Annotated in this window: 28 protein-coding genes; 27 read left to right on the top strand and 1 reads right to left on the bottom strand. The window is 47.0% G+C overall.

Annotation, left to right across the window (positions count from 1 at the left end; translation table 11 throughout):
• Positions 1–33: 33 nt before the first annotated feature.
• The 8 genes from F557_RS0112425 to F557_RS0112390 all read left to right on the top strand — a co-directional run bounded on the left by F557_RS0112425 (position 34) and on the right by F557_RS0112390 (position 5,679).
• Positions 34–750 (top strand): hypothetical protein, encoded by a 717-nt coding sequence (locus tag F557_RS0112425; RefSeq protein WP_019002548.1) that lies wholly within the window; start codon positions 34–36, stop codon positions 748–750.
• Entirely contained in the window at positions 719–964 is a 246-nt protein-coding gene (locus tag F557_RS0112420; protein WP_342664074.1) for a DUF4314 domain-containing protein, read from the top strand. Before F557_RS0112425 ends, F557_RS0112420 begins: the two co-directional genes overlap by 32 nt.
• 125 nt (positions 965–1,089) lie before the next feature.
• Positions 1,090–2,034 (top strand): amidoligase family protein, encoded by a 945-nt coding sequence (locus tag F557_RS0112415; protein WP_019002546.1) that lies wholly within the window; start codon positions 1,090–1,092, stop codon positions 2,032–2,034.
• Positions 2,035–2,138: 104 nt separating this feature from the next.
• Positions 2,139–2,621, top strand: coding sequence for a gamma-glutamylcyclotransferase family protein (locus F557_RS0112410; protein ID WP_019002545.1), 483 nt, complete (start codon positions 2,139–2,141; stop codon positions 2,619–2,621).
• Positions 2,622–2,753: 132 nt separating this feature from the next.
• Positions 2,754–2,966, top strand: coding sequence for a hypothetical protein (locus tag F557_RS0112405; protein ID WP_019002544.1), 213 nt, complete (start codon positions 2,754–2,756; stop codon positions 2,964–2,966).
• Between the two features lie 100 nt (positions 2,967–3,066).
• Positions 3,067–3,504 carry a DUF7698 family protein gene (locus F557_RS0112400; RefSeq protein WP_019002543.1) on the top strand — a complete coding sequence of 146 codons (438 nt, stop codon included), beginning with the start codon at positions 3,067–3,069 and terminating at the stop codon, positions 3,502–3,504.
• 198 nt (positions 3,505–3,702) lie between these two features.
• Positions 3,703–3,990: an Nmad4 family putative nucleotide modification protein gene (locus F557_RS0112395; RefSeq protein ID WP_019002542.1), complete on the top strand. Its 288-nt coding sequence runs from the start codon at positions 3,703–3,705 to the stop codon at positions 3,988–3,990.
• An 81-nt stretch (positions 3,991–4,071) separates the two neighbouring features.
• Entirely contained in the window at positions 4,072–5,679 is a 1,608-nt protein-coding gene (locus tag F557_RS0112390; protein ID WP_019002541.1) for a terminase large subunit, read from the top strand.
• Between the two features lie 3 nt (positions 5,680–5,682).
• On the opposite strand, the gene F557_RS0112385 is transcribed toward F557_RS0112390, so the two are convergent.
• A complete protein-coding gene (locus F557_RS0112385) occupies positions 5,683–6,384 on the bottom strand; it encodes a DUF5714 domain-containing protein (protein WP_019002540.1) in 702 nt (233 codons plus the stop codon).
• A 117-nt stretch (positions 6,385–6,501) separates the two neighbouring features.
• Between F557_RS0112385 and F557_RS19860 the strand changes: the two genes are divergently transcribed.
• The 19 genes from F557_RS19860 (at position 6,502) to F557_RS0112285 (ending at position 24,150) form a co-directional block, all read left to right on the top strand.
• Positions 6,502–7,851: a phage portal protein gene (locus F557_RS19860; RefSeq protein ID WP_019002539.1), complete on the top strand. Its 1,350-nt coding sequence runs from the start codon at positions 6,502–6,504 to the stop codon at positions 7,849–7,851.
• Positions 7,739–8,506 carry a head maturation protease, ClpP-related gene (locus F557_RS0112375; protein ID WP_019002538.1) on the top strand — a complete coding sequence of 256 codons (768 nt, stop codon included), beginning with the start codon at positions 7,739–7,741 and terminating at the stop codon, positions 8,504–8,506. The genes F557_RS19860 and F557_RS0112375 overlap by 113 nt, the downstream gene beginning before the upstream one ends.
• An 8-nt stretch (positions 8,507–8,514) precedes the next feature.
• Positions 8,515–9,711, top strand: coding sequence for a phage major capsid protein (locus F557_RS0112370; RefSeq protein ID WP_019002537.1), 1,197 nt, complete (start codon positions 8,515–8,517; stop codon positions 9,709–9,711).
• 70 nt (positions 9,712–9,781) lie between these two features.
• Positions 9,782–10,057 (top strand): head-tail connector protein, encoded by a 276-nt coding sequence (locus F557_RS0112365; protein WP_019002536.1) that lies wholly within the window; start codon positions 9,782–9,784, stop codon positions 10,055–10,057.
• Positions 10,057–10,392, top strand: a complete 336-nt coding sequence (locus F557_RS0112360) for a head-tail adaptor protein (RefSeq protein ID WP_019002535.1) — start codon at positions 10,057–10,059, stop codon at positions 10,390–10,392. The genes F557_RS0112365 and F557_RS0112360 overlap by 1 nt, the downstream gene beginning before the upstream one ends.
• Positions 10,389–10,763 carry a hypothetical protein gene (locus F557_RS0112355; RefSeq protein ID WP_019002534.1) on the top strand — a complete coding sequence of 125 codons (375 nt, stop codon included), beginning with the start codon at positions 10,389–10,391 and terminating at the stop codon, positions 10,761–10,763. The genes F557_RS0112360 and F557_RS0112355 overlap by 4 nt, the downstream gene beginning before the upstream one ends.
• Positions 10,760–11,449 (top strand): hypothetical protein, encoded by a 690-nt coding sequence (locus tag F557_RS0112350; RefSeq protein ID WP_019002533.1) that lies wholly within the window; start codon positions 10,760–10,762, stop codon positions 11,447–11,449. The genes F557_RS0112355 and F557_RS0112350 overlap by 4 nt, the downstream gene beginning before the upstream one ends.
• A 12-nt stretch (positions 11,450–11,461) precedes the next feature.
• Positions 11,462–11,953, top strand: coding sequence for a phage tail tube protein (locus tag F557_RS0112345; RefSeq protein WP_019002532.1), 492 nt, complete (start codon positions 11,462–11,464; stop codon positions 11,951–11,953).
• Between the two features lie 2 nt (positions 11,954–11,955).
• Positions 11,956–12,261 carry a hypothetical protein gene (locus tag F557_RS0112340; protein ID WP_019002531.1) on the top strand — a complete coding sequence of 102 codons (306 nt, stop codon included), beginning with the start codon at positions 11,956–11,958 and terminating at the stop codon, positions 12,259–12,261.
• A 235-nt stretch (positions 12,262–12,496) separates the two neighbouring features.
• A complete protein-coding gene (locus F557_RS0112330) occupies positions 12,497–14,437 on the top strand; it encodes a tape measure protein (protein WP_019002529.1) in 1,941 nt (646 codons plus the stop codon).
• A gap of 108 nt (positions 14,438–14,545) precedes the next feature.
• The gene (locus tag F557_RS0112325; RefSeq protein WP_019002528.1) at positions 14,546–15,214 is read left to right on the top strand and encodes a hypothetical protein; all 669 of its coding nucleotides are present in this window, start codon (positions 14,546–14,548) and stop codon (positions 15,212–15,214) included.
• A 3-nt stretch (positions 15,215–15,217) separates the two neighbouring features.
• Positions 15,218–15,892: a hypothetical protein gene (locus tag F557_RS21365; RefSeq protein WP_019002527.1), complete on the top strand. Its 675-nt coding sequence runs from the start codon at positions 15,218–15,220 to the stop codon at positions 15,890–15,892.
• A gap of 9 nt (positions 15,893–15,901) precedes the next feature.
• Positions 15,902–16,366, top strand: coding sequence for a DUF1833 family protein (locus tag F557_RS0112315; protein ID WP_019002526.1), 465 nt, complete (start codon positions 15,902–15,904; stop codon positions 16,364–16,366).
• Positions 16,356–16,751: an NlpC/P60 family protein gene (locus F557_RS0112310; RefSeq protein WP_019002525.1), complete on the top strand. Its 396-nt coding sequence runs from the start codon at positions 16,356–16,358 to the stop codon at positions 16,749–16,751. Before F557_RS0112315 ends, F557_RS0112310 begins: the two co-directional genes overlap by 11 nt.
• Positions 16,741–19,770, top strand: coding sequence for a host specificity factor TipJ family phage tail protein (locus F557_RS0112305; RefSeq protein ID WP_019002524.1), 3,030 nt, complete (start codon positions 16,741–16,743; stop codon positions 19,768–19,770). Before F557_RS0112310 ends, F557_RS0112305 begins: the two co-directional genes overlap by 11 nt.
• Positions 19,767–20,600 (top strand): glycosyltransferase, encoded by an 834-nt coding sequence (locus F557_RS0112300; protein ID WP_019002523.1) that lies wholly within the window; start codon positions 19,767–19,769, stop codon positions 20,598–20,600. The genes F557_RS0112305 and F557_RS0112300 overlap by 4 nt, the downstream gene beginning before the upstream one ends.
• A gap of 41 nt (positions 20,601–20,641) precedes the next feature.
• The gene (locus F557_RS0112295; RefSeq protein WP_026297899.1) at positions 20,642–21,067 is read left to right on the top strand and encodes a phage holin family protein; all 426 of its coding nucleotides are present in this window, start codon (positions 20,642–20,644) and stop codon (positions 21,065–21,067) included.
• On the top strand, positions 21,057–21,596 hold the full coding sequence (locus tag F557_RS0112290; protein WP_026297898.1) for a peptidoglycan recognition protein family protein: 540 nt from the start codon (positions 21,057–21,059) through the stop codon (positions 21,594–21,596). The genes F557_RS0112295 and F557_RS0112290 overlap by 11 nt, the downstream gene beginning before the upstream one ends.
• Before the next feature lie 175 nt (positions 21,597–21,771).
• Positions 21,772–24,150 carry an AAA family ATPase gene (locus F557_RS0112285; protein WP_019002520.1) on the top strand — a complete coding sequence of 793 codons (2,379 nt, stop codon included), beginning with the start codon at positions 21,772–21,774 and terminating at the stop codon, positions 24,148–24,150.
• The last annotated feature ends 81 nt before the right edge of the window (positions 24,151–24,231 follow it).

Genomic DNA, 24,231 nt, shown 5'->3' with positions numbered 1-24,231 from the left:
AACGAAAACGAACATAATGATGGAGACATAACCATGGAAATCAAATTTAACCTTAAGGGCGCAGAGCGCAAGGAGCTGGTCAAGGCTATCTCAAGGATTACCGGGATCAAAGCTGAATACCAGGGAACCCCAAGTATGAACTATCAGATTGGCGATTTCACAGTTACCAGGGAGGGCAATCTGGTCTACGATGATAAGGTTGATCCGGGTGAACTTTTAAACGAACTTGCCGAGGCAGGCTTTGAAGGAACCGCCGATAAGTCCGAAGACAAAGAGCTTAAAGTTCCAGAACCGAATATCCTCACCATTGAGATGCCTGCCGACAAGGTCAATACAGGTAACCTTCAGAAGCTCCTTGATGCCAAAGGAGCGCTCATCCGCAAGGCTCTGGGGATTGATAACCTGGCCTTTGAAATCCATGAGGACAGAGTTTCCTTCCCATGGTTTATTGATCCGGCACCCGACCATGCCTTGGCTTACACCCAGTTCATTGCCGCCATCTGCAAAATGAGCACCGAGCAGAAACGAGTTACTGCAAGAGTCCGAGATATCGACAACGAGAAGTACGCCTTCAGATGTTTCCTGCTACGTCTGGGTTTTATCGGCGATGAGTTCAAAAAGAGCCGCAAGATCCTGCTTACGAACCTTGATGGAAGTTCCGCCTTCAAGACGGTGAAGGAAAACCTCCCCACCGCTCTAGCTGAATCAGCCGAAAACAATGAGGAGGTCCATGATGAACTTTCCGAATAGAGAAATCATAGAGCACCTCCGCAGAACTTATCCCGCAGGGACAGCGGTTGAGTTGGTACACATGAATGATGACCATGCCCCACCTGCGGGAACCCGAGGAACAGTGATCTTCGTTGACGACATCGGAACGATCCATGTGAGATGGAACACGGGCTCAAGTCTTGGAATCGCATATGGTGAAGACGTATGTAGAATTGTAAAAAATAGCAAGTAAATCAATGATTTATATACAAAACAAATATCGAAATATAATCGATTATTAAGTTGCTATAGTGTGCCTTCAGAGTGAATATACACACAACAAAACGAACAAACATTAACCAAAAAGAAGGCACAAAAATGAAAGAAAAAACCTTAAAGCAGATAGCAAACCTCAAGAACCAGACCATCGGAGTTGAAGTTGAGATGAACAGCATTACCCGCCTCGAGGCCGCCAAGATTGCCGCAGAATTCTTCGGAACACACAGGGTTGAAGATACCGCCTACCGCAACGGCTACAGCACGGTTAGCGCCTGGGACGCCGAAGGCCGCGAATGGAAGTTCCAGAAGGATGTAAGCATCGCCGGCGACGACGCACACAAGTGTGAGATGGTTACCCCGATCCTTAACTACAGCGACATCGAAACCCTGCAGGAGCTTTGCAGAAGACTTCGCAAGGCCGGAGCAAAGAGCGACGCTACCCGCGGATGCGGAGTTCACATCCACATCGGTGCGGCAGACCACACCGCAAAGACCCTGCGCAACCTTGCGAACCTGATGGCAAGCCACGAGAGCCTTTTAGCCGAAGCCCTGAAGCTTGACCAGCACCGCATGGCAAGATACTGCAGAACGGTAGACCCAAGATTCCTTAAGGAGCTCAACAAAAAGAAGCCACAGACAAAAGAAGAACTTAGCGACATCTGGTACACCAGCCAGGGTGAAACCTACGGCAGAGACCACCATTACAACGCATCACGCTACAGAATGCTTAACCTCCACGCCACCTTCACCAAGGGCACGGTTGAGTTCAGACTTTTCCAGTTCGATGCACCAGCAGGCGGAAAGCAGAACGGCATCCACGCCGGACAGCTTAAGAGCTACATTCAGCTTTGCCTGGCCTTAAGCGAGATGGCAAAGGAAGTAAGAACCGCAAGCCCAAAGCCACAGCAGCATGAGAATCCTAAGTTCGCGATGAGAACCTGGCTCCTGCGCCTCGGCTTCATCGGCGAGGAATTTGCAACCGCCCGCGAGATTTTAACCCGCAACCTTAGCGGAAACGCAGCCTTCCGGTTCGGAAGAGCCTAAACCCCCAGCGAGGACTTAGCCTCCTCCTGCCGGCCCCTTGAGTGGGGTTTCGGCAGTAGAAGGGTAAGCCTTCCGAAGTTAAACAAAAACGAAAGGAAAAGATTATGACAAAGAGATATTACATCGCCTACGGCAGCAACCTGAACATTGACCAGATGAGCTACCGCTGCCCCGGCGCAAAGGTTGTAGGCACATCGGAAATACCGGATTTTGAGCTTCTCTTTAAGGGAAGTAAGAGCGGTGCCTACCTTACCATCGAGCCAAAGAAAGGATCGTGTGTTCCTGTGGCGGTATGGGAGGTAACGGCTGATGATGAGCTTTCCCTTGACCGCTACGAAGGTTATCCGAATTTCTACTACAAGACGGAAGTGGAAATTCCGGTTATCGGCATTAGTGATCGCAAGGTAAGAAAGCTTAAGGCCTTCATCTACATCATGCACGAAGAGCGCGAAATCGGCGTTCCTTCCCAGCGGTACGTTGATATCTGCCTTGACGGTTATGAAGCCTTCGGCTTTGACGAAAACTTCATTTATGAGGCTCTCAACATAAGTCTGGAAACCAGTGATGAAATAACGTTAAACCATTGAAAATAAAGGATTTATTGACTTGATAAGGTGTGCATTAAGAGCAAATATGAACACCGTAAGGCGGATGGCGGAGAGTCCAAAACTCCCGCACCGCCCGGTTTAACGATTTAATTCCATCATAAGGATTACAGAATGAAGACTGATAAAAACGAACCGAAAGTATGCCCGCTCTGCGGCAGAACCTACACCGAAGTTCCGGCTCTTTCCCGAAAGGACAACACCACTCCAATCTGCCCCGACTGCGGAACTCTGGAGGCTTTGGAGGCTGCCGGAATACCGAAGGAAAAGCAGGAAAAAGTCCTCGAAATCACCCGCGAAAAGCTCGCTGAAAAACCTTGTAAATAGTTGAAAATACTGGGTTTATTGACTTGCTATAGTGTACCTTCAGAGCGAATATGAACACAACAAAACGAACAGCGAAGGTACATTTTTCAAGGAGTTAAACATGAACACTTTCGAGAACTTTTACAACCGCATCAAGGCTGCAAAGAACGCCTACGACATAGCAAAGAACGAGGATGAGCTGAACGCCGCCAGAGCCGCCTACAAGGCAGTCTGGGATGAACTAAAGGAACTTGGCAGAGAAGCCTGCCGACTTTTTAACGAGTACGAGGTTTCCCGGGACAGCGGCAACGATTACCTCGACATCAGCGAAGTGGTATGGGATAACGAAGCGGCAAAGCTGATTGAAGCCATGAGGCAGAACGGAATCGAGAGGTTCACCTTTTCCTCCGGATGGAGTCACGCAGTAGAAACCGCATGGCTTTTCAAAGAGGCAGGATGCACCCTCGAGGGGCTGGTTGAAATCAACAGCCGCTACACCGGATGGAACAGCGACGAACACGAAAAAGCCCACGGCTACCTTTTCAGAGTCGCGGGGTAAGGTGAAGTGCGGGAGGTCAGAGAGGCCTCCTTTTTTCTTCTCATTATTTTATCTTTCTTCTATTTTTGCCTGATTTTAGAAGAAAAGAACGATTGGTTAGAAGAAAAAAATAGTACAGAAATACGTACTTATTGACTTGCTATACCTTTGGTACAGAGCGAATATACAGTCATCGAGAACAACAACGGAGACTTAAAAATGAGCAAGATGACAGAAAGAGCAAGAACCTACAGATTACCAAATCCTACCACTCCGGAGGATCTGGAATGTCGCTGGAGCAAGACCTTAAGATTCGGTGATAAGGTAATCCTGGCAGGACATTACTACAACGGAGCAGGCAAGCCATCCTACTACGGCGCGGTTTACGAGTTCCTCACCGAAGACACCGGCTGCGAGGCCGAGATCGGGCTTCGGGAGGTAAGTGGTGTCGATTTTATGGATGACGGCCATGCTCTTGAATGGGCGATGAAGAACGCCAACAATTAGTACGGAGCTTAACGGCTCCTTTTTTATACCCAAAGAGATCGCTTCGGCGGTCTTTTTTTATGCCTGTAAGGAGGTGAGCAGATGGCAATGCGGAAACTTAAAAAATACGTCCCTACCAAGTTCAAGGCAAAGAAGTCCGTGTATGACAAGGATGCCGCTGACTATGCAGTGAACTTTATTCAGGCTCTCTGCCACACCAAGGGAACCTGGGCCGGTAAGCCTTTTGAACTTATCGACTGGCAGGAGCAGATTATCCGGGATTTGTTTGGGATCTTAAAGCCGAACGGCTACCGGCAGTTTAATACGGCGTACATAGAGATAGCCAAGAAGCAAGGAAAATCAGAGCTTGCTGCCGCTGTGGCACTGCTTCTTACCTGCGGTGACGGAGAAGAGCGTGCCGAGGTTTACGGCTGTGCCGCAGACCGCCAGCAGGCAACAATCGTATTTGATGTGGCTGCAGATATGGTGAGGATGTGTCCGGCTCTGAACAAGCGAGTCAAAATTCTTGCCTCGCAGAAACGCATCATCTACACACCGACCAACAGCTTTTATCAGGTTCTTTCTGCGGAAGCTTACTCAAAGCACGGCTTCAACATTCACGGCGTGGTCTTTGATGAGTTGCATACTCAGCCGGACAGAAAGCTTTTTGACGTTATGACCAAGGGCTCCGGTGATGCCCGAATGCAACCGCTGTATTTCCTTATCACAACTGCCGGAACTGATACGAATTCCATCTGCTACGAAACTCATCAGAAGGCAAAGGACATCCTTGAGGGCAGGAAGATCGATCCAACTTTTTATCCGGTGATTTACGGGGCTGCCGAGGATGATGACTGGACAGATCCGGAAGTCTGGAAAAAGGCTAATCCATCTCTCGGAATTACCGTCGGTATTGATAAGGTTCAAGCTGCCTGCGAATCAGCAAGGCAGAATCCCGGAGAGGAGAATGCCTTCAGACAGCTCCGTCTCAACCAATGGGTAAAACAGTCAATCCGCTGGATGCCGCTTGAGAAATGGGATGGCTGTTCCTTTGCGGTTAATCCTGATGAGCTTGAAGGCCGTGTATGTTACGGAGGTCTTGACCTGTCCAGCACCACCGACATTACCGCTTTCGTCTTGGTGTTCCCGCCGAATGATGAGGATGACAAGTATTACATCATGCCGTTCTTCTGGATCCCCGAGGACACCATGGAACTGAGAGTGAGACGTGATCACGTGCCTTACGACGTATGGCATAAACAGGGATTTCTGGAAACTACTGAGGGCAACGTAGTGCATTACGGATACATCGAAAAGTTCATCGAGAACCTGGGTACCCGATACAACATCCGTGAAATTGCCTTTGACCGCTGGGGAGCCGTACAGATGGTGCAAAACCTTGAGGGCATGGGTTTTACCGTAGTTCCTTTCGGTCAGGGCTTTAAGGACATGTCCCCGCCGACCAAAGAGCTTATGAAACTCACGCTGGAGCAGAAACTTGCTCACGGCGGTCATCCGGTATTGCGATGGATGATGGACAACATTTACATCAGAACTGACCCGGCAGGCAACATCAAGGCCGACAAGGAAAAATCCACCGAGAAGATTGACGGTGCGATTGCCACCATCATGGGACTCGACAGAGCCATCCGATGTGGCAATGACAACGGAGCCTCAGTCTACGATGAACGCGGCATTCTGTTTATCTGAGATTTAGGTGCTTTTATGGTTTGCCTTTGCAAAGGGGCAGCGTTTTCCAATGCACTGATTGTTCTGAGAAGAGTGTGTGCAAACAATATCGGGCTTTTCCATCTCGATCCCGAAGTATTCTTTTACAAAGTCGATGGCCGAGAAAATTGAAAGAAATGAATCTCGCTTGCAGCAGCGTGGGCCTCCGATCTCACCGATAGCACCCAGTGATTTAGCAGTCATGCGGTGTGATAGCGCAAACGGCTGCTGCGAAAGAGGTGTAGATTTTGAAATGATGGATACAAACATGCCGGAACTGATACCCGCACCGCAAGCACCCCAGAAGCCGCAGGCCCCGCCGGGTACGTTCTTCCCTCGATTCATCATTTCTGCAAGTGCTGACTCAAGATCAATTGCTCCTCCCGCGTTTTTGTATGCAGTCAGGAGTGAAGCCCCAACCATGACATGATGCTCTGGGCCGTGCATATGGCAAAACGGCAAGGCCATCATCTTCTCGATGATCTCGACAGGATTCTTTGATGACTCAGCCAAGCAGAGACCGATAATCGTATCCATGCCAGCGGTATGACAATCATTGCAGACATAGTGACCATGGATACAGCGAGTCTTACTGTTTTCCTTCTTGTGGCAAATTGCACATTCCATCATTTCGTCTGCGTCAAGGTATTCTAACGGTGCTTTACAAATAAGGCATTCCTCTTTCATCGCAATTCGCCTCCATATTCCACAGGTCGGCAACCCGGTAATTACGTGCATGATACCATGCCGCAGCACTGTTTTAAAAGGCTGACGGCATTTCATTTCTCAAAGGAGTTGATTCACATGAGCATTTTCGACGGTCTCTTCCGTTCCAGAGACAAGCCCAGCAACCGCACGGCAGGCAGCGGCTATCGTTTCATGATGGGAGGAAGCACCTCCGGCAAACACGTCAATGAACGTTCAGCCATGCAGATGACAGCGGTGTATGCCTGCGTGAGAATTCTGTCAGAGTCAATTGCGAGTCTGCCGGTTCACCTTTATCAGAATCAGGATGAAGGCAGTAAAACAAGAGCCGTAAAACATCCCCTCTACCGAATTCTGCATGATGAGCCGAATCCCGAAATGACCTCATTCGTATTCCGGGAAACTCTGATGACGCATCTTTTGCTCTGGGGCAATGCCTACGCTCAGATTATCCGTAACGGCAAAGGTGAGGTTATTGGCCTTTACCCGCTGATGCCGAACCGCATGACGGTGGACAGGGATGCTTTCGGGAAAATCTGCTATCGCTACCAAATGCAGGATTCCGATGCGCACACAGGCAAGTCTGGCAATGTAACTCTAAAGCCCTCTGATGTGCTGCACATTCCAGGACTCGGCTTTGACGGACTTGTCGGATACTCCCCCATTGCTATGGCTAAAAATGCCATCGGGCTCTCCATTGCCACTGAGGAATATGGAGCACGGTTCTTTGCCAACGGTGCTACTCCGGGAGGCATTCTGGAGTTTCCGGGAACAGTGAAAAATCCTGAATCAATCCGCGAAAGCTGGAATAAAGGCTTCTCGGGAAACAACGCCCATAAGGTTGCGATACTTGAGGAAGGCATGAAATACACGCCGATTTCCATTTCACCGGAGCAGGCACAGTTTCTTGAGACCAGAAAGTTTCAGATTGATGAGATAGCCCGTATTTTCAGAGTGCCACCTCACATGGTTGGTGACCTTGAAAAATCGAGCTTCTCAAACATCGAACAGCAGTCTCTCGAGTTCGTGAAATACACCTTGGAGCCATGGATTATCAGATGGGAGCAATCCCTTAACCGGGCTTTACTTACTGAGACTGAAAAGTCTGACTACTTCGTGAAATTCAATGTAGACGGACTCCTCCGCGGTGATTACCAGAGCCGCATGAACGGCTATGCCATTGCCCGGCAGAACGGCTGGATGTCAGCCAATGATATCAGAAGTTTAGAACAGCTTGATCTCATTCCGGATGAGCTTGGCGGGAATCTGTATCTCATCAACGGAAACATGACCAAACTGCAGGACGCAGGAATTTTTGCAAACAAGGAGAATAACAATGAAGAAGTTCTGGAAGTGGAAGAACCAGACGGAGCCGGAGAACCCGGAGGAACAAAGCCAAAACGTACCGAACCCGGAAAGGATCCTGTTCCTGAACGGCACCATCGCTGAGGAAAGCTGGTTTGACGATGACATTACACCGCAGCTTTTCAAAGATGAACTGATGAGCGGTTCGGGAAATATTACGGTCTGGATTAACTCTCCCGGCGGTGACTGTGTGGCTGCCGCACAGATCTACAACATGCTGATGGAATACCCGGGAAGCGTCACCGTGAAGATTGACGGCATTGCCGCCTCTGCAGCTTCGGTAATCGCTATGGCAGGAACCAGGGTAATGATGAGCCCCGTTTCCATGCTGATGATTCACAATCCGATGACCATGGCTTTCGGCAACACGGCAGAAATGCAGAAAGCCATCGACATGCTGGGCGAAGTCAAGGAATCCATCATCAATGCATACGAGCTTAAGACCAGTCTTAGCCGAGCCAAGCTCTCAAGGCTAATGGACGCAGAAACATGGATGAATGCCAATAAGGCCGTGGAGCTTGGATTTGCGGATGCAATTCTGGAACGAAGCACAGAGCCTGAGAATGTGTCTGAAACGGCTGACGCTACAGCATTTTCCAAGGCTGCGGTAACGAACTCCCTCATGGAAAAGCTCTCTGCCAGATGCCGCATCTCAGCTAAACCAACCGAACCAAAACCAACCAATACTGAACGCTCCGTTGCTGATTTGATGGAGCGTCTTAACCTTATTAGAAATTAGGAGAATTTATGACTACTGTAAATGAACTTCGCGAAAAGCGAGCAACTGCATGGAATGCCGCTAAGGCCTTTCTTGAATCCCGCCGTACCGACAAGGGAACTCTTACCGCCGAGGATGATGCCACCTATACCCGCATGGAGCAGGACATTACCGATTTGAGCAGGGAAATCGCCAGACTTGAACGCCAGGAGGCAATTGATGCAGAACTTTCCCGTCCCGTTAATCAGCCCCTTACATCCAAGCCTGCCTCTGTATCTCCTGCTTCTGACTCTGTGGTAAAGCGCGGTCGTGCCTCCGATGAATACAGGGCAGGAATGCTTAAGGCTCTCCGCTCCAACTTCAAACAGGTTTCCAACGTTCTGCAGGAAGGTGTGGATGCCGACGGCGGTTACCTGGTACCGGAGGAATACGACTCCCGTCTTATCGATGTACTTACCGAAGAAAACATCATGCGAACTCTGGGTAACATCATCACCACCTCAGGCGAGCACAAGATTAACATTGCTGCCACCAAGCCTGCTGCCGCATGGATTGAGGAAGGTGGAGCACTGTCCTTTGGTGAGGCTACCTTTGATCAGATTTTGCTTGATGCCCATAAGCTTCATGTGGCCATCAAGGTAACCGAGGAACTTCTCTATGATGCCCAGTTCCCACTGGAAAACTACATCATTGACCAGTTCGGCAAGGCTCTCGCAAACGCTGAGGAGGATGCATTCCTGAACGGTACCGGTCGCGGTCAGCCACTCGGTCTCTTTGCAGAAACCGGTGGCGGTACTGCTGCTTTGTCTGCCGCATCTGTAACTGCTGACCACCTTATGCAGCTTATTTACACCTTAAAGCGTCCGTACCGCAAGTCTGCAAAGTTCATTATGCATGACAAGCTGGTGGCTGCCATCAGACAGCTTAAGGATAACAACGGTGTATATCTCTGGCAGCCGGCACTGACTTCCGGTGAACCGGATAAGCTCCTGGGATATGATGTGTACACCTCACCGTTCTGTCCGGAAGGCAAGATTGCCTTTGGTGACTACAGCTACTACAACATCGGTGACCGCGGTACCCGCTCCTTCAAACAGTTAACCGAGCTCTTTGCAGGTAATGGCATGATTGGTTATGTGGCTAAAGAGCGAGTGGACGGCAAGTTAATCCTGCCGGAAGCGGTGCAGATTATGACCATCACCGGCGGTAAGACCGTGAAACCCTAAGGCTCCATAACGGAGCTTTTTTTATGCCTTCTCTGTTGAAAAACGGAGGAGGCTTTTTTGGAGTTTTGACATGAGCATTACCCTTAAGGAAATGAAGAACTATCTGCGTGTTGACAGCAGCGAGGATGACACACTGATTCGCTCTCTTATCAGCTCTGCTGAAAGGCTCTGCATGGATGTGATAAGAACGGATGATACCAGGGTGCTTTACGGTTCGAAGTACGGCAAGGCTGCGGTGATGTATGCCGTCAACTACATGTTTGAACACAGAACCGAAGCTGACTTTAAGTCTCTTACGCTGTCGTTGCGCTCCATGCTGTTCGGCTCAAGACAGGAGGCATTCTGATGGAAACCGGAACCTTAAACGAACGCATACAGATTTATGAACCAAAGGCTGAGAGGAACCTTACCAGTCTTGATGACTACGAGCTTTCCGGAACAGTCTGGGCGAATGTAAAGTCGGTTACCACCCGTGACCAGATGCGCTCCGGCATCGATGTTCAGAGCGGGCAGATTACCGTGCTTATCCGGTATCTTTCCGGTCTTTCGGATGACTGCCTAATTCGGTGGAATGAGAAGTTTTTCAGCATCGATAACCTCTCAGCAGACAGGCACAAAGGAGAAATCCTGCTTGGCTGCAGCTACTCGGGGCTTAACGACAATCAGAGGATTACCACATGATTTCAATCAGTGAAATGAAAGCAAAGGTTAAGGCTCTGGTGGAGGACATCACCGGGCAGAAAGCCTACTTTGACATTGTTCCGAATAACGTTAAAACTGCCTCGCTGATAACCAGACAGGCTACCGAGTTCTCCGGCAGAACCGTTGACGGCGATGCCCATGATGTGCGCCATGGCTTTGAGATATTTATCTTCTCGTTTGTAAGTGCTGACACCTGTGATGCCATTACGGACCGGCTGGTGGCTGCCACTGACGGTAAATACTCGGAGGATTTTCGGCTCATCATTGTAAACAGCATAACACCAACAGAGTACGACCCCGAGGTTGGATTCTGGGGCAATGCGGTAAGTATGGAGTTTGTTGAACGATGATTAAAGCAGATACCTCCGGTGCTGATGTTCTTGCAGAAAAGCTCAAAGGTCTGCCAGCAAAACTTCAGACCAAAATCAGCCGTGTGATTCTGAAGGAGGCTCTTAAGGAAACAGGAGCAAGGGAAGAACTCACAGGTTACATCAGCACTCACTTTAAAGCCCATACCGGCATTTACCGTAAATCCGTATCCGGCATCAAGTCAGCAAGAGTACGTTCAGACCCAAACCGCATTATCTCGTACATACACTTTCTGCCGGTGAGTAAGGTCAAAGGTGGCAAGGAAGGCAAAAAGCCTCACATTCCACCAAAGACTCTCAATCACTGGCTTAATGCCGGTACCCGTGATCACACTGTCGGTAAAGGCTCAAGTCTTGAAGGCAACAGGGTAATTCAGCAGCTTATTGCCAACAAATATCAAATTGCCATCAACAAGGCTCGCCTTTATCTCGCATCTGCCAAAACGCAGAAACAGCGGGAGCGGTATCAGGCTATGATGGAAAGGAATACAAAAAAGCTTGCTGCGGTTAAGGCAAAAACTACGAAAAAAGCCAGTCAGCATGGCGGCAAGGTTAAGGGCATATCTGCCCGTCATTTTATTGAAGCGATACAACGCAGGGTAGATCAAAACGCAGTGGCCATTGTGGTTCAGCAGGTTGAAACCTCTATGGCCGATTTATTGAAATAGGAGAAAACAGAAATGGCTAAACATACACAGCTTTACGATTACAAGGCAAAGGAGCCGGTACTTCTCGGAGGTACTCATTCCCAGTTCTCAACCGATGATGGAGTTACCTGGTTGCCGCTTAAAGGCGCTCAAGAGCTTGGGGATATCGGTGACATTGCCGAATCCGTGGAATGCACCACCATCGATGATGACAGAAAGGTTTACTGCGGTGGTTTGAAGGATTCTGCTGAAAAGGAACTCACCATCTATTACTACGATGATGACGCTGACCAGCAGGCTCTCATTGCTGCCGCCGAGGCACAACAGACTGTCCGAATTCGTCATCAGTGGCCGAACGGCACCAGAGCTACCTACGATTTGAAGCTTCTCGGCTATCAGATTATGTCCGGCTCTGCTGACGGCTTTATGCAGCTTAAGGTTTCTGGCAGACAGGCATCTGATGTTGTGTGGTCAAATGCCGATGTGGCTGAACAGACTCAAACTACTGATAACGAAGGAGAATAACCATGTCTTATTTAGATCAAATCAAGGGGCTGAAATTCAAAGTCAGCAAGGTAACCGTTGACGGTGTGGACTTTTACCTGCGTGAACTTTCAGGCAAGGCGCGTCTCGACTTTGAAGGCGAGAAGGATTTACAGCTTCGGGGCCTTAAGATGATGCACGCATCTCTCTGTGATGCTGACGGTAACCTCACCGAAAAGCCGGATGACTTTAATGCCTTTATGGAATCCGTGCCGAATAAGGTACTGCTCCAGCTCGTTAATGCCTTCTCGGCTCTTAACATCACTGGTGAGACACACTTAAAAAACTAATCCGGGGCAGTTTTGTATTCAGACTGGCGGTGAGAATTGCCCGGGAGCTTCACCGCCCAATCTCAGAAGTTCTTGAGTACCCCACCACCGAGTTCAACTACTGGTCGGTGGTTTTTCAGGAGGAATACTATGAGGCACATCCCCATGAAAGGTACCAAAGCGGTATGACTGAATGCGATTGTGCCGGGGAGATTGAGAAGTTTAAGCGAATGATGAATTCACAGAGGAGATCAAAATGAACGACAGCACCATCAGGCTTTCTGCCGACACGTCTGCTCTGACTGACTCACTCAGCAAAATTGCCGAAGAGATGACGGCCATGAAGGACGCTGTTTCCTCCTCGGCTGCGGCTATAGGAGCAAACTTTGATGCATCCGCAAAACAGGCAGAGGCTACCAATGCCGCCATTCACGGACTTGATGAGAGCGTTAAGACCGTAACGGATTCAATTGAAGCTCAGACTAAAACCGTAACCGACCTCGGTGCGAAGCAGAGCAAGGTTACAAAGGAAATCAGCAAGGCTCTTGAAACCCAGAACTCTCAACAGAAGGATGCCAATACCACGCTTGCCGAGCAGAAGAAGATCATGCAGGAGCAGGAAGCTGAAATCAAAAAGGTCACCAAAGCCGTGGACAATCAGACCGGAGTTCTGCAGAAAAACGCCTCCGGCTGGAAAATGCTGATGACAGGCTTTGCCATTAAGTTTGCCTCTGAAATCGTGGACGGTTTTAAGAGCATAATCTCCACCGGACTTGAAGCCTCACGGGTTTACGAGGATATGTCGGCAAGACTGACTCCACTGGTTGGTGATTTGGAAACTGCTCAGAAAACCTTCTGGAGCCTTAACGGTCTTGAGGACGAGACTGCTACCGCTACTGACAAACTCGCTAAAGCCTTTGTGGATTTAGGCAATAACGGACTTACCAACTCAAATGAGCAGCTTAAGACCTACGCCACCATTGCTCATGGCACCGGAAGAGACATCAACACCTTAACTGATGCGGTTATTGCTTTCTCCCAGGGCTCTACCAAGGCTCTCAGGCAGTTTGGCATCACCGCAAAGGACAATGGTGACACCATCTCCTTAACCTACAAAGGCTCCACCACCGAGATTGAAAAGAACAGCAAGGCTCTGGATTCCTATCTCTCTGATTTGGCAAAGAACAACTTTGATGGCGTACTGGAAGCTAAACTCAACACTGTATCTGCCGCCACCGGAAGACTGGATAATGCCTGGGGGACTTTCTGCACCAGACTCATGCAGTCAAACGGCGGTTTCGGAGAACTCATCATTATGGGTAATGACTTTCTTGCCAATACCCTGAACGGAATTTCTGAATGGCTGGATGATCCTGCGGTAATTGAGTGGTTCCACAATCTTGCCAAAACGGTAAAAGAGACCTTTGAAGGAATACGCACCGCATGGGAAGGTGTGAAGGACTTTTTCAGTGACACCCTTGAGCTTATCGGTGTTGAGATGAAGGACGGTACCGGGAGCTGGAAGCTCTTCTTTTCAAACTTTTTTCAGTTTGCCCAGATTGGTCTTCTTGAGCTTAGTCAGAAAGTCGGAGAACTCTGGGATAACACTATCGGCTACCTCAATGCCATTGGTGAAGGTATCGGAACTTCTCTTTCCGGAGGAACCTTCTCGGAAGGCTTTGATTTTGCCAGAGAGCGAACCAAAAGAGAAGCAGAGGAAACTGCAAAAATCTACAAGGCTACCATTGCCGGAATTGAAAAGGACATCACCGAGTCTCAGAACCGTATTGCCGCTGAGCGTAAGCGCATCGCTGAAAAGTACCAGAATAAACCTGTGGGTGAAGGCACCCAGTCTGATGAAGGCTTAAAGATTGGCGCAAATAAGGACTCCGGCAAAGGTAAAAGCTCCGGCGGTGCTCTCTCCAAATCTGCCGAGGCTCGTGATACCTGGACGCCTTATTACGAGCAGATTCTTGAACTCGACATGAAGTCAAAGAGCGACCTTGAAAGGCTCGAGCGTGAACACATCAAAAAGCTTCAGGAGCTTAATGCGGTTATTGCCGAGAATGCTCAAATCTCTGAAATTGAGAAGAATAATGCACTCCTCATCATCGAGCAGGACTATCAGACCCAGAGGGCAGAAATCGAGAAAGAAGCACAGGACTTTCTGCGTTCACTTAATCCCGAGGAAGAGTAAATTCTGCGTATTCAGGAAGGTTACGGCAGAAAGCTTGAACTCCTGGAGCAGTTCCACAACGACCAGCTTATTTCCGAGGAAGCCTATCAGCAGAGCCGCACTCAGCTCATGGATAAATACACCTCTGACAGCACCACGGTAAAGCAGCGTAAACAGGCTGATGAACTTAAAAAGATGACCGAGCCCTACGAGAAAATGGCTGATGCCACTCTGGACATCTCCGATGCCTTTGCAAGTCTTACCGACAGCATGGATGAATCCTCCGGTGCCTATCGTGCTCTGTTTGCGGTTCAGAAAAGTTTTGCAGTAGCCAGTGCCACCATGGACGCGATAAAAGCATGGATTGCTGCTTTAAATGATCCGTCAGCGGTTACCTGGCCTCAGAAACTCGCCAATTATGCCTCTGCCATGGCAACCACCACATCAGCTATTTCCCAACTTACCTCTGTATCTATGCATGATAAAGGCGGACAGCTCAAAGCTGGTGAATGGGGTATTGTGGGGGAATACGGACCGGAACTCGTTCAGGGACCGATGTCTATCACCTCACGAAAGGAAACAGCGGAGCTTGCCCGTTCTGCCGTTAATGGCTCCTCCGGTTATGGTGGCGGTGTCATCGTGAATCTTTACGAGAGTACCGAGAAAGCAGGAACCGTAGAAACCCGTGATGATGACGAAACCCGAATCGTAGACATATTTGTTTCCGATATCCGGCATGGCGGCTCTATGAGCATGGCGATTCAGAATACCTTCAACCTCAACCGTATGGGGAGTTAATTCATGAACTATTATCCTTCCTCTCTGCCGCCTCCACAGCAGAGAGGCTACAGCTACAAAATAAAACCCAACATCATCAGAACCCAGATGGCAGATGGCCACGTAAGGCAGAGACTGGTTAATACCGGAACACCGCATGAGCTTTCAGTTACCTTCATGTTTACCCAGAGTCAATATCAGGAATTCATGGCATGGTACCGCAACGACATCAGCTACGGTCAGGACTGGTTCTATATGCAGCTTCTTAACGAGTACGGCGGTACAGAATCGCTCTGCCGCATACAGAAAGGAGAACTCTCCACCACGCTTAACTGCGTTAACAGCGATGGTCCGTTATGGTCGGTACAGTGCCGACTTGATGTAGAACCCGGTATTGGCGGTGATGAAGTATGGATTGACCCTGAAGGCTGGGATGATCTTTATGCCTATATCTGGGTGGCCTATTACACCAATTACGAGTGGCCGGGTATCAAGCTCAAAAAGAATAAACTCGGCTATTACGTTTTTAAGCTGAATCTTCTCAAAGGTTATCCGTATGACGGATATGTGGAATTTAACGACAACAACGGCAATACCACCTGGAGCTTTTATTCCTATGAAATCGATGACTGGGCTGGCCGCATTATCAAGGTTAAGCCTGATTCTAGTGAGGTGGAATACCTATCCTGGTTCAGTTAAGGAGGCATTATGCTTTATTCACTTGAAGAAATCTACGCGAGTGGCGGCAGGCTCCCCGTTGTAACTCTCACCATAGAGAATGAAACCATAGGCACATTGCGTTATGTACTTGGTTATGAGGATTTGACACTTTGGGGAGACGAATACAAGAAGTCAGCCTTTACTGTCTCCATGCCGGAAAGGTCTGACAGCGGATTTTCAGATCTGTCCTTCGGTGTTGACGGAGTAAGCGGTGAAGCCTACGAATACATGAAACGGGTTATTGAAGCTCAGACGCCGACCTACATCACCGTTACCCAGTGGCATTACGAGAGCCACAACAAGCTCTCGGAACTCACCTTAACCATCACCGGCGGGCGCATCACCCGGGAATCAGCAACCTTTACCGCATCCTTCTGCGACATGCTGAATCTTGAGTTTCCGCGCCTTCGCTATACCGCATCAAATGCACCGGGGCTTAAATATGTGGCTTAATCATTATCTTCTCATCAGACACACACCAAACGGCAGAAAATACCCATTCCTTGACTGCTGGGGACTTGTCATCGAGTTCTACCGCCGGGAGCTTGGCATAGAGCTTGATGACTACACAGATTTCTGCATTAAGGACGGATACGAGAAGGAAACTTCCCGGAATTCCTTTCGGGAGATTACTGCTGACGAGGCGAAGTTCGGTGATGTAATTGCCTTCTTCCGGCATGGCCAAATCTTTCATGTGGCGGTACATCTCGGTAAAGGAGAAATGCTGCATACCGGTCTTAATCGTCATGCCAGAGTTGAAAAGATCAAATCAATGCAGTTTGTAGAAACAAAGATCTACAGACATACAAATCTTCCAAAGAGGAAAAATGAAACTTGAAATTGTAACCAGAGAGGACCTAAACCAGGTACTCGAGCAGCTTGAACTGCCGGAATACAGCGGCAGTTTGACCTCACTGCTCCACTCACAGATTGCTTCATACAATCCTGAACTGAAACCTTATCTGTCGCTCTTTGTTAACGGCAGAAAGGTAGAACAGACTGAATGGCCTGCACTCTTAATCCAGAAATGCGATCACTTAAAATTCGTCATCGAACCCGGTGTAACCGGTACTGCCATCGCTGCCATCATTTCCGTGGTGATTGGTGTGGCGAGTGCCGTTTATGCCATGGTGAGTATGCATAAGCTCGGCAAGAATAAACAGAAAAACACCAAACAGGGAAACTCCATCTATGATGTAAATGTCCAGGGCAATAAGGTAAAGCTCATGGAAATCATCCCGGAGAACTTTGGCTTCTTCAAGAGATTCCCTGATTACCTCGCTGACCGTCATGTGTTTTACCGCAACAATACTCTTTTCTGTGACATGATTTTATGCCAAGGGATCGGGCATTATGACTACAAGTCAGATCACTCAGACATCTACATCGGCGAGACGCCAATCAGTGAACTCAAGGGTTGCTCCGCTTATGTCATTGAACCGGGAGTAAAGATTACCGCTGAAAATTCCCCGGAGGACAAATCCTGGTACTGCTGGTACTCATCAACCGAGGTTACCCAGAGCGGTCATACCTTAAAAAGCGGTCAGGGTAAAATCGACACCTCCTCCATGAACGGTGTGAATCTTGAGTTTAAGGGCAATACCTTCAGCGGCTGCAACTACAGGATATACAGCATCGGTTACGGTGGTTGCTCCGGTGGCGGTACTGAGACGGTACACATTAAACAGAACCTTGATTTGAAATGGGCGAACGGCACAATCTTTGAGTTAAGCGGAGCAGGAAACACACGTCTTGTCGGTACTGAGATTGTTGCAGCAGAAACTGATGCCGCATCTGGTATTACTACGCTCACGCTGAAATGCACTGACGGATTTAAGTCTGATGAGTTTTTCCGTGCAAGAGCCACAGAAATTCAGACCAGCGTTGACGAGGAAACCGGGACCGAGGTAATTACCCGTAATGGTGATTATTTGAAGGTTACTCTTTCTGCCGTAACTTCTATTACCTACGATACCATTCCGTCAGGCTGCAGCGGCGGTAAAACCGTAACCGAAGATGAGGCGAATACCACCGAGGCGCTCTGTGAAATACTCGAAGTGATAAGGTCCGGTGAGAATGTTACGCTAAAGTTCGACAGTTCAGATTTGACTGTTCCTGCATACCCCGAGGAGGTTACTCCGTCTCAGCCCTACACGAAAATAACCGCTACGGCAAATCACCTGGCTGGCTCTGTGTTTCAGCCGATGCCTGCGGATTATCCATATGAGGATAACGGCCTTTATGAAATTCTTGATTACATCAACGGTGTCTACACGGTTAAGCGTCTTAACGACAGCTACGGTGAGATTTCAGACTGGCATGGCTTTTATTCCACCGGAGTCAATCAGGAGCATGTGCTTTTTACTCTGGTAAGCGGTCAGGCAAGTGACGGCGGTTATGTTGGACCTTACCGGGCATGTCCGTATGGTGCTGAATCAAAAATCTTTGAGCTGGATTTCTCCATGCCGGGAGGTCTCGGCAAGCTTAACGATGATGGTGAGTTCGACAAGCTTTCTATCAGCATTCAAATTGAGTACCGCCGAGCAGGTTCAAATGAGCCGTACACCGTGATTGAGAAAACCTGGATCAACAACACCAATGACCAGCTTGCTGAAACGGTAAGAATCGAACTTGCAACCGCCGGAAATTATGAGTTCAGGGTTCTAAGAACCTCCCAGGAGGACGGCTCTACCCGTGCTCTTGAGGAGATTAAATGGGTAGGCCTTAAAAGCGTAATCAGCACCATTGACCGATATGACAACATGACGGTACTCATCTGCAGGTTCAAAGGAAACGAAACCTTATCCGAGCTTTCCGAAAATCAGCTTGCCACTTACTGGACAAGAAAACTTCCTGCTCTCGGGTATTCAGATAATCTGCCTCTGGTGGAAACAAGAGATATTGCTCCCGTGGTTCAGTACATCGTGCGGAACTCCAAATACCGCAATATTCTTGATGTCGATACGCTGATGGATTTTGATGAGCTCTGGCGCTCTCAGGGACTTGAATGTAACGGCTCTATCGACAGTGACAGCACATTACTTGAAAGTTTAAGGGATGTTCTTAACTGCGGATTTGCGGTTCCGGTGGTAAGGGACAATACCTTATCGGTTAAGAGGCTTTATGCGGGAGCAACTCCAACGCAGATTTTTACCAAAAGCAATATGACCTCAAGTCCAGTGATCACCTGTTCTCTGCCAAAGGAGGATGATGTTGATGAGGTGGTGGTAAATTTCACCTCGCCTAAGACCTACAAGACCGAAACGGTGTACTGCCATGTTGATGCTGACGGGAATAAGCGCATTACCTCCTACCCTGAATCCGATAATCAGGAGCAGCTTGATGCCTGGGGAGTAACAGACTATGACCATGCTGTAGCTCTTGGCATGAGGAGACTCAGGTATCTCAGAAATACCAGAGTTACCTATGAAATCAAAACCGAGCTTAACGGTCTCAACTGTCAGTTTAACGACCTTGTTGGACTTATGCTTGATGAGAACTTATCCAACATCACCGGAAGAATAACCGGAATAAACGGCCAGACCGTTACCACCGATATTGAGATACCGGATGATGTGTGGGAAGGCATCGTGTATATCTCAAGAAAGGATGGCTCCTATGGTGAATATACCTTTTACCGTAATGACAGCCATACACTTTATCTTGATACCTACCCGGATATTGATTGGGACAGCGAGTTTGGCAAGTCTCTCGAATATCCGCTTTTTGCCATCGGTGAACTGCAACTCTGCTGGGTTACTGCCGTTAAACCGGAAAGCGGCAACCGCTGTTCACTTAAGCTCATCAATTATTCAGAGGACATTTTTAAAGACGACATAAAGGAGAATAACCAATGAAGGCATTCGTAGTTCTGGATGAGGGGTACATCAATCAGGCGGTGGTATCCCTCAGCTCATTTTTCAAATACAACCGCATTGAACTCATCATTTACGCTGAAAAAGGTACTGACCTCAGTAGAGTTCTTGCGGTAGTCCCGGAGGAACTGGTGGAGGTTCGTTATGTTTCATTTCCGCAGCATGACCTTTTTGCCACTGTGGGAGGTAACAGACTCATGATTCATCGCAGTGCCGTTCCTGCTATTGCACAAAGGATTAAGGCTCTTGAGGAGGTTTCTGCCGAAACCGACTGTGTCCTGAACTTCGATTTGGACACTCTGTTTCTCGGCTCTGTGGTTCCTCTGCTTGAGGAGATTACATCAAAGTACAAGACCGGTATCTTCGGAGTCAGTGAACGTGAAAACCGCGACAGATGGATGAAGCAGATGAACCTTAAGGAGGTAGTTAACACTCCGCTGTATTTCAATACCGGACTTATGTGCTACAAGGCTGAATGCAAAGGGCTGTATCAGAAATTTATCAAAACAATTGAGGAAAAAGGAAACTTCATGTACTGCCCGGAGCAGGACTTCGTGAATCTGCATTTCAAGAAGAAATATCCGCTTGCCAATGAGTTTAATGCAATCTGGTTCAATCCGGGCTACAAGGAAATGGCACCGCTGATGGTGCATTACCTCTCAATGGAGAAACCATGGAATAAATTCATCTATCTTGATTTTCGAGCCTATGCCTGGTGGAAGAAATACCTCTCTGCCTGCGAACGGGTGGAAGGATATCTCGACAGAGACTTTATCGGACGAGTACGAAGTAACGTAAACAGAGTGAAATGACGGGCGGCTTAAAGGTCGCCTTTTTTATTGGGAGAAACAAAATGAGAGAGCTTTGGAATATGCTCCAGGCAATGTTCACGGGCATAGGCGGATGGCTGGGTTACTTTCTCGGAGGATGTGATGGTCTTCTTTATGCCCTGATTGCCTTTACGGTTATCGACTACATCAGCGGTGTCATGTGCGGGATAGTCGATAACAATCTATCCAGCTCCATCGGCTTTAAAGGGATCTGCAGAAAGGTAATCGTGTTCATGCTTGTTGGTGTTGCCACCATTCTGGATACGAGGATCTTTCAGACCGGGAGTGTTCTGCGGACTGCAGTAATTTTCTTTTACCTCTCAAACGAAGGCATCAGCCTTCTTGAGAATGCATCACACCTTGGTCTGCCGATACCGACTGTGGTCAAAAAGGCTTTAAACCAGTTACACGATAAATCAGAAAATAAGGAGAACGAAAATGGCAAATAGTCCATTAGTGAGTTTTACAAAATTGAGTCCGAACCATTCTGGGAAAAGGACCTGTTCCATCAGCAGAATCACACCTCATGCCGTTGTCGGTCAGCTTAGTGTTGAGAGGATCTGTGACTGCTTTAAGGACAGAAGCAGACAGGCAAGCTGCAACTATGCAATCGGTGCTGACGGCAGAATCGGCCTTTGCGTTGATGAGCAGAACCGATCCTGGTGCTCATCATCAAGAGACAACGACCAGCGTGCCGTAACCATTGAATGCGCATCAGATCTGACTGAGCCGTATGCCATGAAACCGGAGGTGTATTCTGCATTGGTGAAACTCTGTGTCGATATCTGCAGAAGGAATGGAAAAAAGCGTCTTGTATGGATTGCAGATCGGGAGAAAGCCTTAAGATATGAGGTTAAGGAGAATGAAATGCTTCTGACCGTTCATAGGTGGTTCGCTAGGAAATCCTGTCCTGGAAACTGGCTAATGGAACGATTAAGCAGTTTTGCGGACGATGTTAATGGAAAACTGGGAATATAGTAATAAATTAACAAGTCTGTATAATGTCGAGTATCTAAACCGTTTCATAATTATAAGAAATGGTATAACATTATGACATCTTGCTACTTTTTTGCTTGAATTGCTCGGTTGCTTTACTTACCGTGTACTTCTGTAATGCATAATAGATGTTTTAGTTTATTGAAGGTACAACACTATGCTAAAAGATTTATCTTTAATCAAATTACAGGGGGCAAACTTCTCCTCAGAAACCGATTTGCCTGTACTTGATTCATCAGATGAAAAGTATTCTAAGATTTCATTAATTTATGGTCGTAATGGTGCTGGTAAAAGCACAATTGCTAAGTCTTTTCGGAAAATCAAGGGAGAAGATTTTTCTAGTGCTATTACAGCTACCCCACTTGATTCTGCGAAACAGACTATCACATTATCAGAGACCGAAAAAGCTAGCATTTATGTTTTTGATGAGGATTATGTATCTAAAAATGTATGCATAGTAGGAAACAAACTTGAATCTATTGTTATGCTTGGTGAACAAGCTGATTTAACAGCCCAGATTGAACAGGCTAAGAGCGAACTTGAGCTGGCAGAAGCCTTAGTAAAATCAACAAAAGATAGATTTGAAGAGTATCAGACCAGTACAAACCCAAAGGCACCTCGATATTATATCAATAAAATCCATTGCACCCTTCAGCGAGATGAAGGATGGGCAGGAAGAGACAGTAAAGCAAGGGGATTACGCCAGAATTCTCGCGTGAATGACGATACATACAAAAGGTTTATTAACCTGTCCCCTACGAAATCTAAAGATGAACTTATTGTTGAGTTCAGTAATAAGATGAAGGAGCTAGAAGACGCAAAGAAAGGTACATCCACAATTGTTGCTGTTGTGCCTGCTATTCCTTCTAGTTATAAGGAGTATTCAGTCTCCTCGGCTAATGAACTAATCAAAAAGAAAATTGAAAGGCCAGAACTTTCAGATCGTGAGCAATATCTATTGTCGATGGTAGCGTCAGGAAAAGCAGATGAATTAAACGCACGCATAGCTCAAATCAGAGATGAGAAAACGACGTTCTGTCCATATTGTCTTCAGGATTTAACACAAGATTACAAAAGAAACTTGGTTGCTAAAATTAAGCAGGTATTATCAGATGAGGTCAAGAGCCATCAGACAGAGTTAAATTCTCAAATAACTAGTGAACTGATATTAGAACTTTCTCCTTTTTCATCATTACCATCATATCAAAAATGCGTAAATTTGACTGTAGAAATAAACACTACTTTACGATCAAACAACACGTTGCTTCAACAAAAAATATGTGAACCATATTCGCCAATTGTTGATAAAGAACTTTCAGAGATTGACGAATTAATTAATAAACTGGATAAAGCTCTAGCATCACTTGAAGTAGAGAAAGAAACTCATAATAGTAACGCAGTGAATACAAAGCCCATAGTTGATGCACTAATATCTATAAATGATCAAATTGCTTACTATGATGTTATTGATTTTTCTAAACAGCTTGATGAACAAACTAATGAAAAGCTCTCTGTGAAAAAGGAATGTGATGATGCTATTTCTGATATGAACCAAAAAAGTAAAAACTTGGATGAATTAAATGGGCGTAGGAAACGGATTGACATAGCAATTGATATCATCAACAATGGGTTAAAATACATATTTTTTACTGAAAATAGACTTGCCATAGAACGGGATGGTGATTTCTATAAACTTCTGTCCAATGGTAAACCTGTGCCTCCAAAGAATGTGTCCGTTGGAGAGAGAAATATAATCGGGCTCTGTTATTTCTTCACCAGTATAATGAAAGGTAAGAATAAAGATACTGCTTATAATGACGAATATCTACTTGTTATTGATGATCCAATATCCAGTTTTGATTTTGAAAACAAAATCGGAATCTTATCCTTCCTAAAATACAAGCTTGGTCAATTCTTGAATGGAAATCCAACCAGCAGAGCTATTGTGACAACTCATGATTTACTGACATTATTTGATCTAGAAAAAATCTGTAATGAATTATCAGCGGAATGGAAAAGAATATTTTCGGGGCAAGCAGCAAAATACAATCTATTGGAATTAAAGAATTGTGCTTTAAAACGATTTGAGTATAAGCGACAGGAATACACAGAACTTGTTAAGATGATTTATCGTTATGGCTGTGGCGATGGTGGTGAATACGATATTGTCATAGGCAATATTATGCGACAGGCACTAGAAGCATTTGCAACTTTTGAGTACAAGAAGGGAATTATTGAGGTTTCGACTGATGAGACTATTTTGTCTAGAATGTGTCCCGAACATAAATCCTACTTTAAAAACCTTATGTACCGAATCGTTTTAAACAATGGTAGCCACAGAGAAGAACAAACTCAGAGCCTAGGAATTGATTTCCTGTCGGTTATATCGGAAACAGAGAAAAGACGTACTGCCCAAGAGATAATCTGCTTCATCTATCTTTTAAACAAAGAACATATGCTTGCCCATCTCGGTAATGTTAGTAGTACCCTAGATCGTTGGTGTAATGAAATAAAAGCAAAAGCGGCTGTGATATAAATCAGCATAGTTATGCATAAATTATGCACTGTACAAAGCTCCTTTCATATCGAAAACACAGAGATGAAATCTTCATTTTGT

The sequence above is a fragment of the Succinimonas amylolytica DSM 2873 genome, from assembly GCF_000378405.1.
Classification (GTDB): domain Bacteria; phylum Pseudomonadota; class Gammaproteobacteria; order Enterobacterales; family Succinivibrionaceae; genus Succinimonas; species Succinimonas amylolytica.
This window is presented reverse-complemented; position numbering and strand designations above follow the sequence as displayed.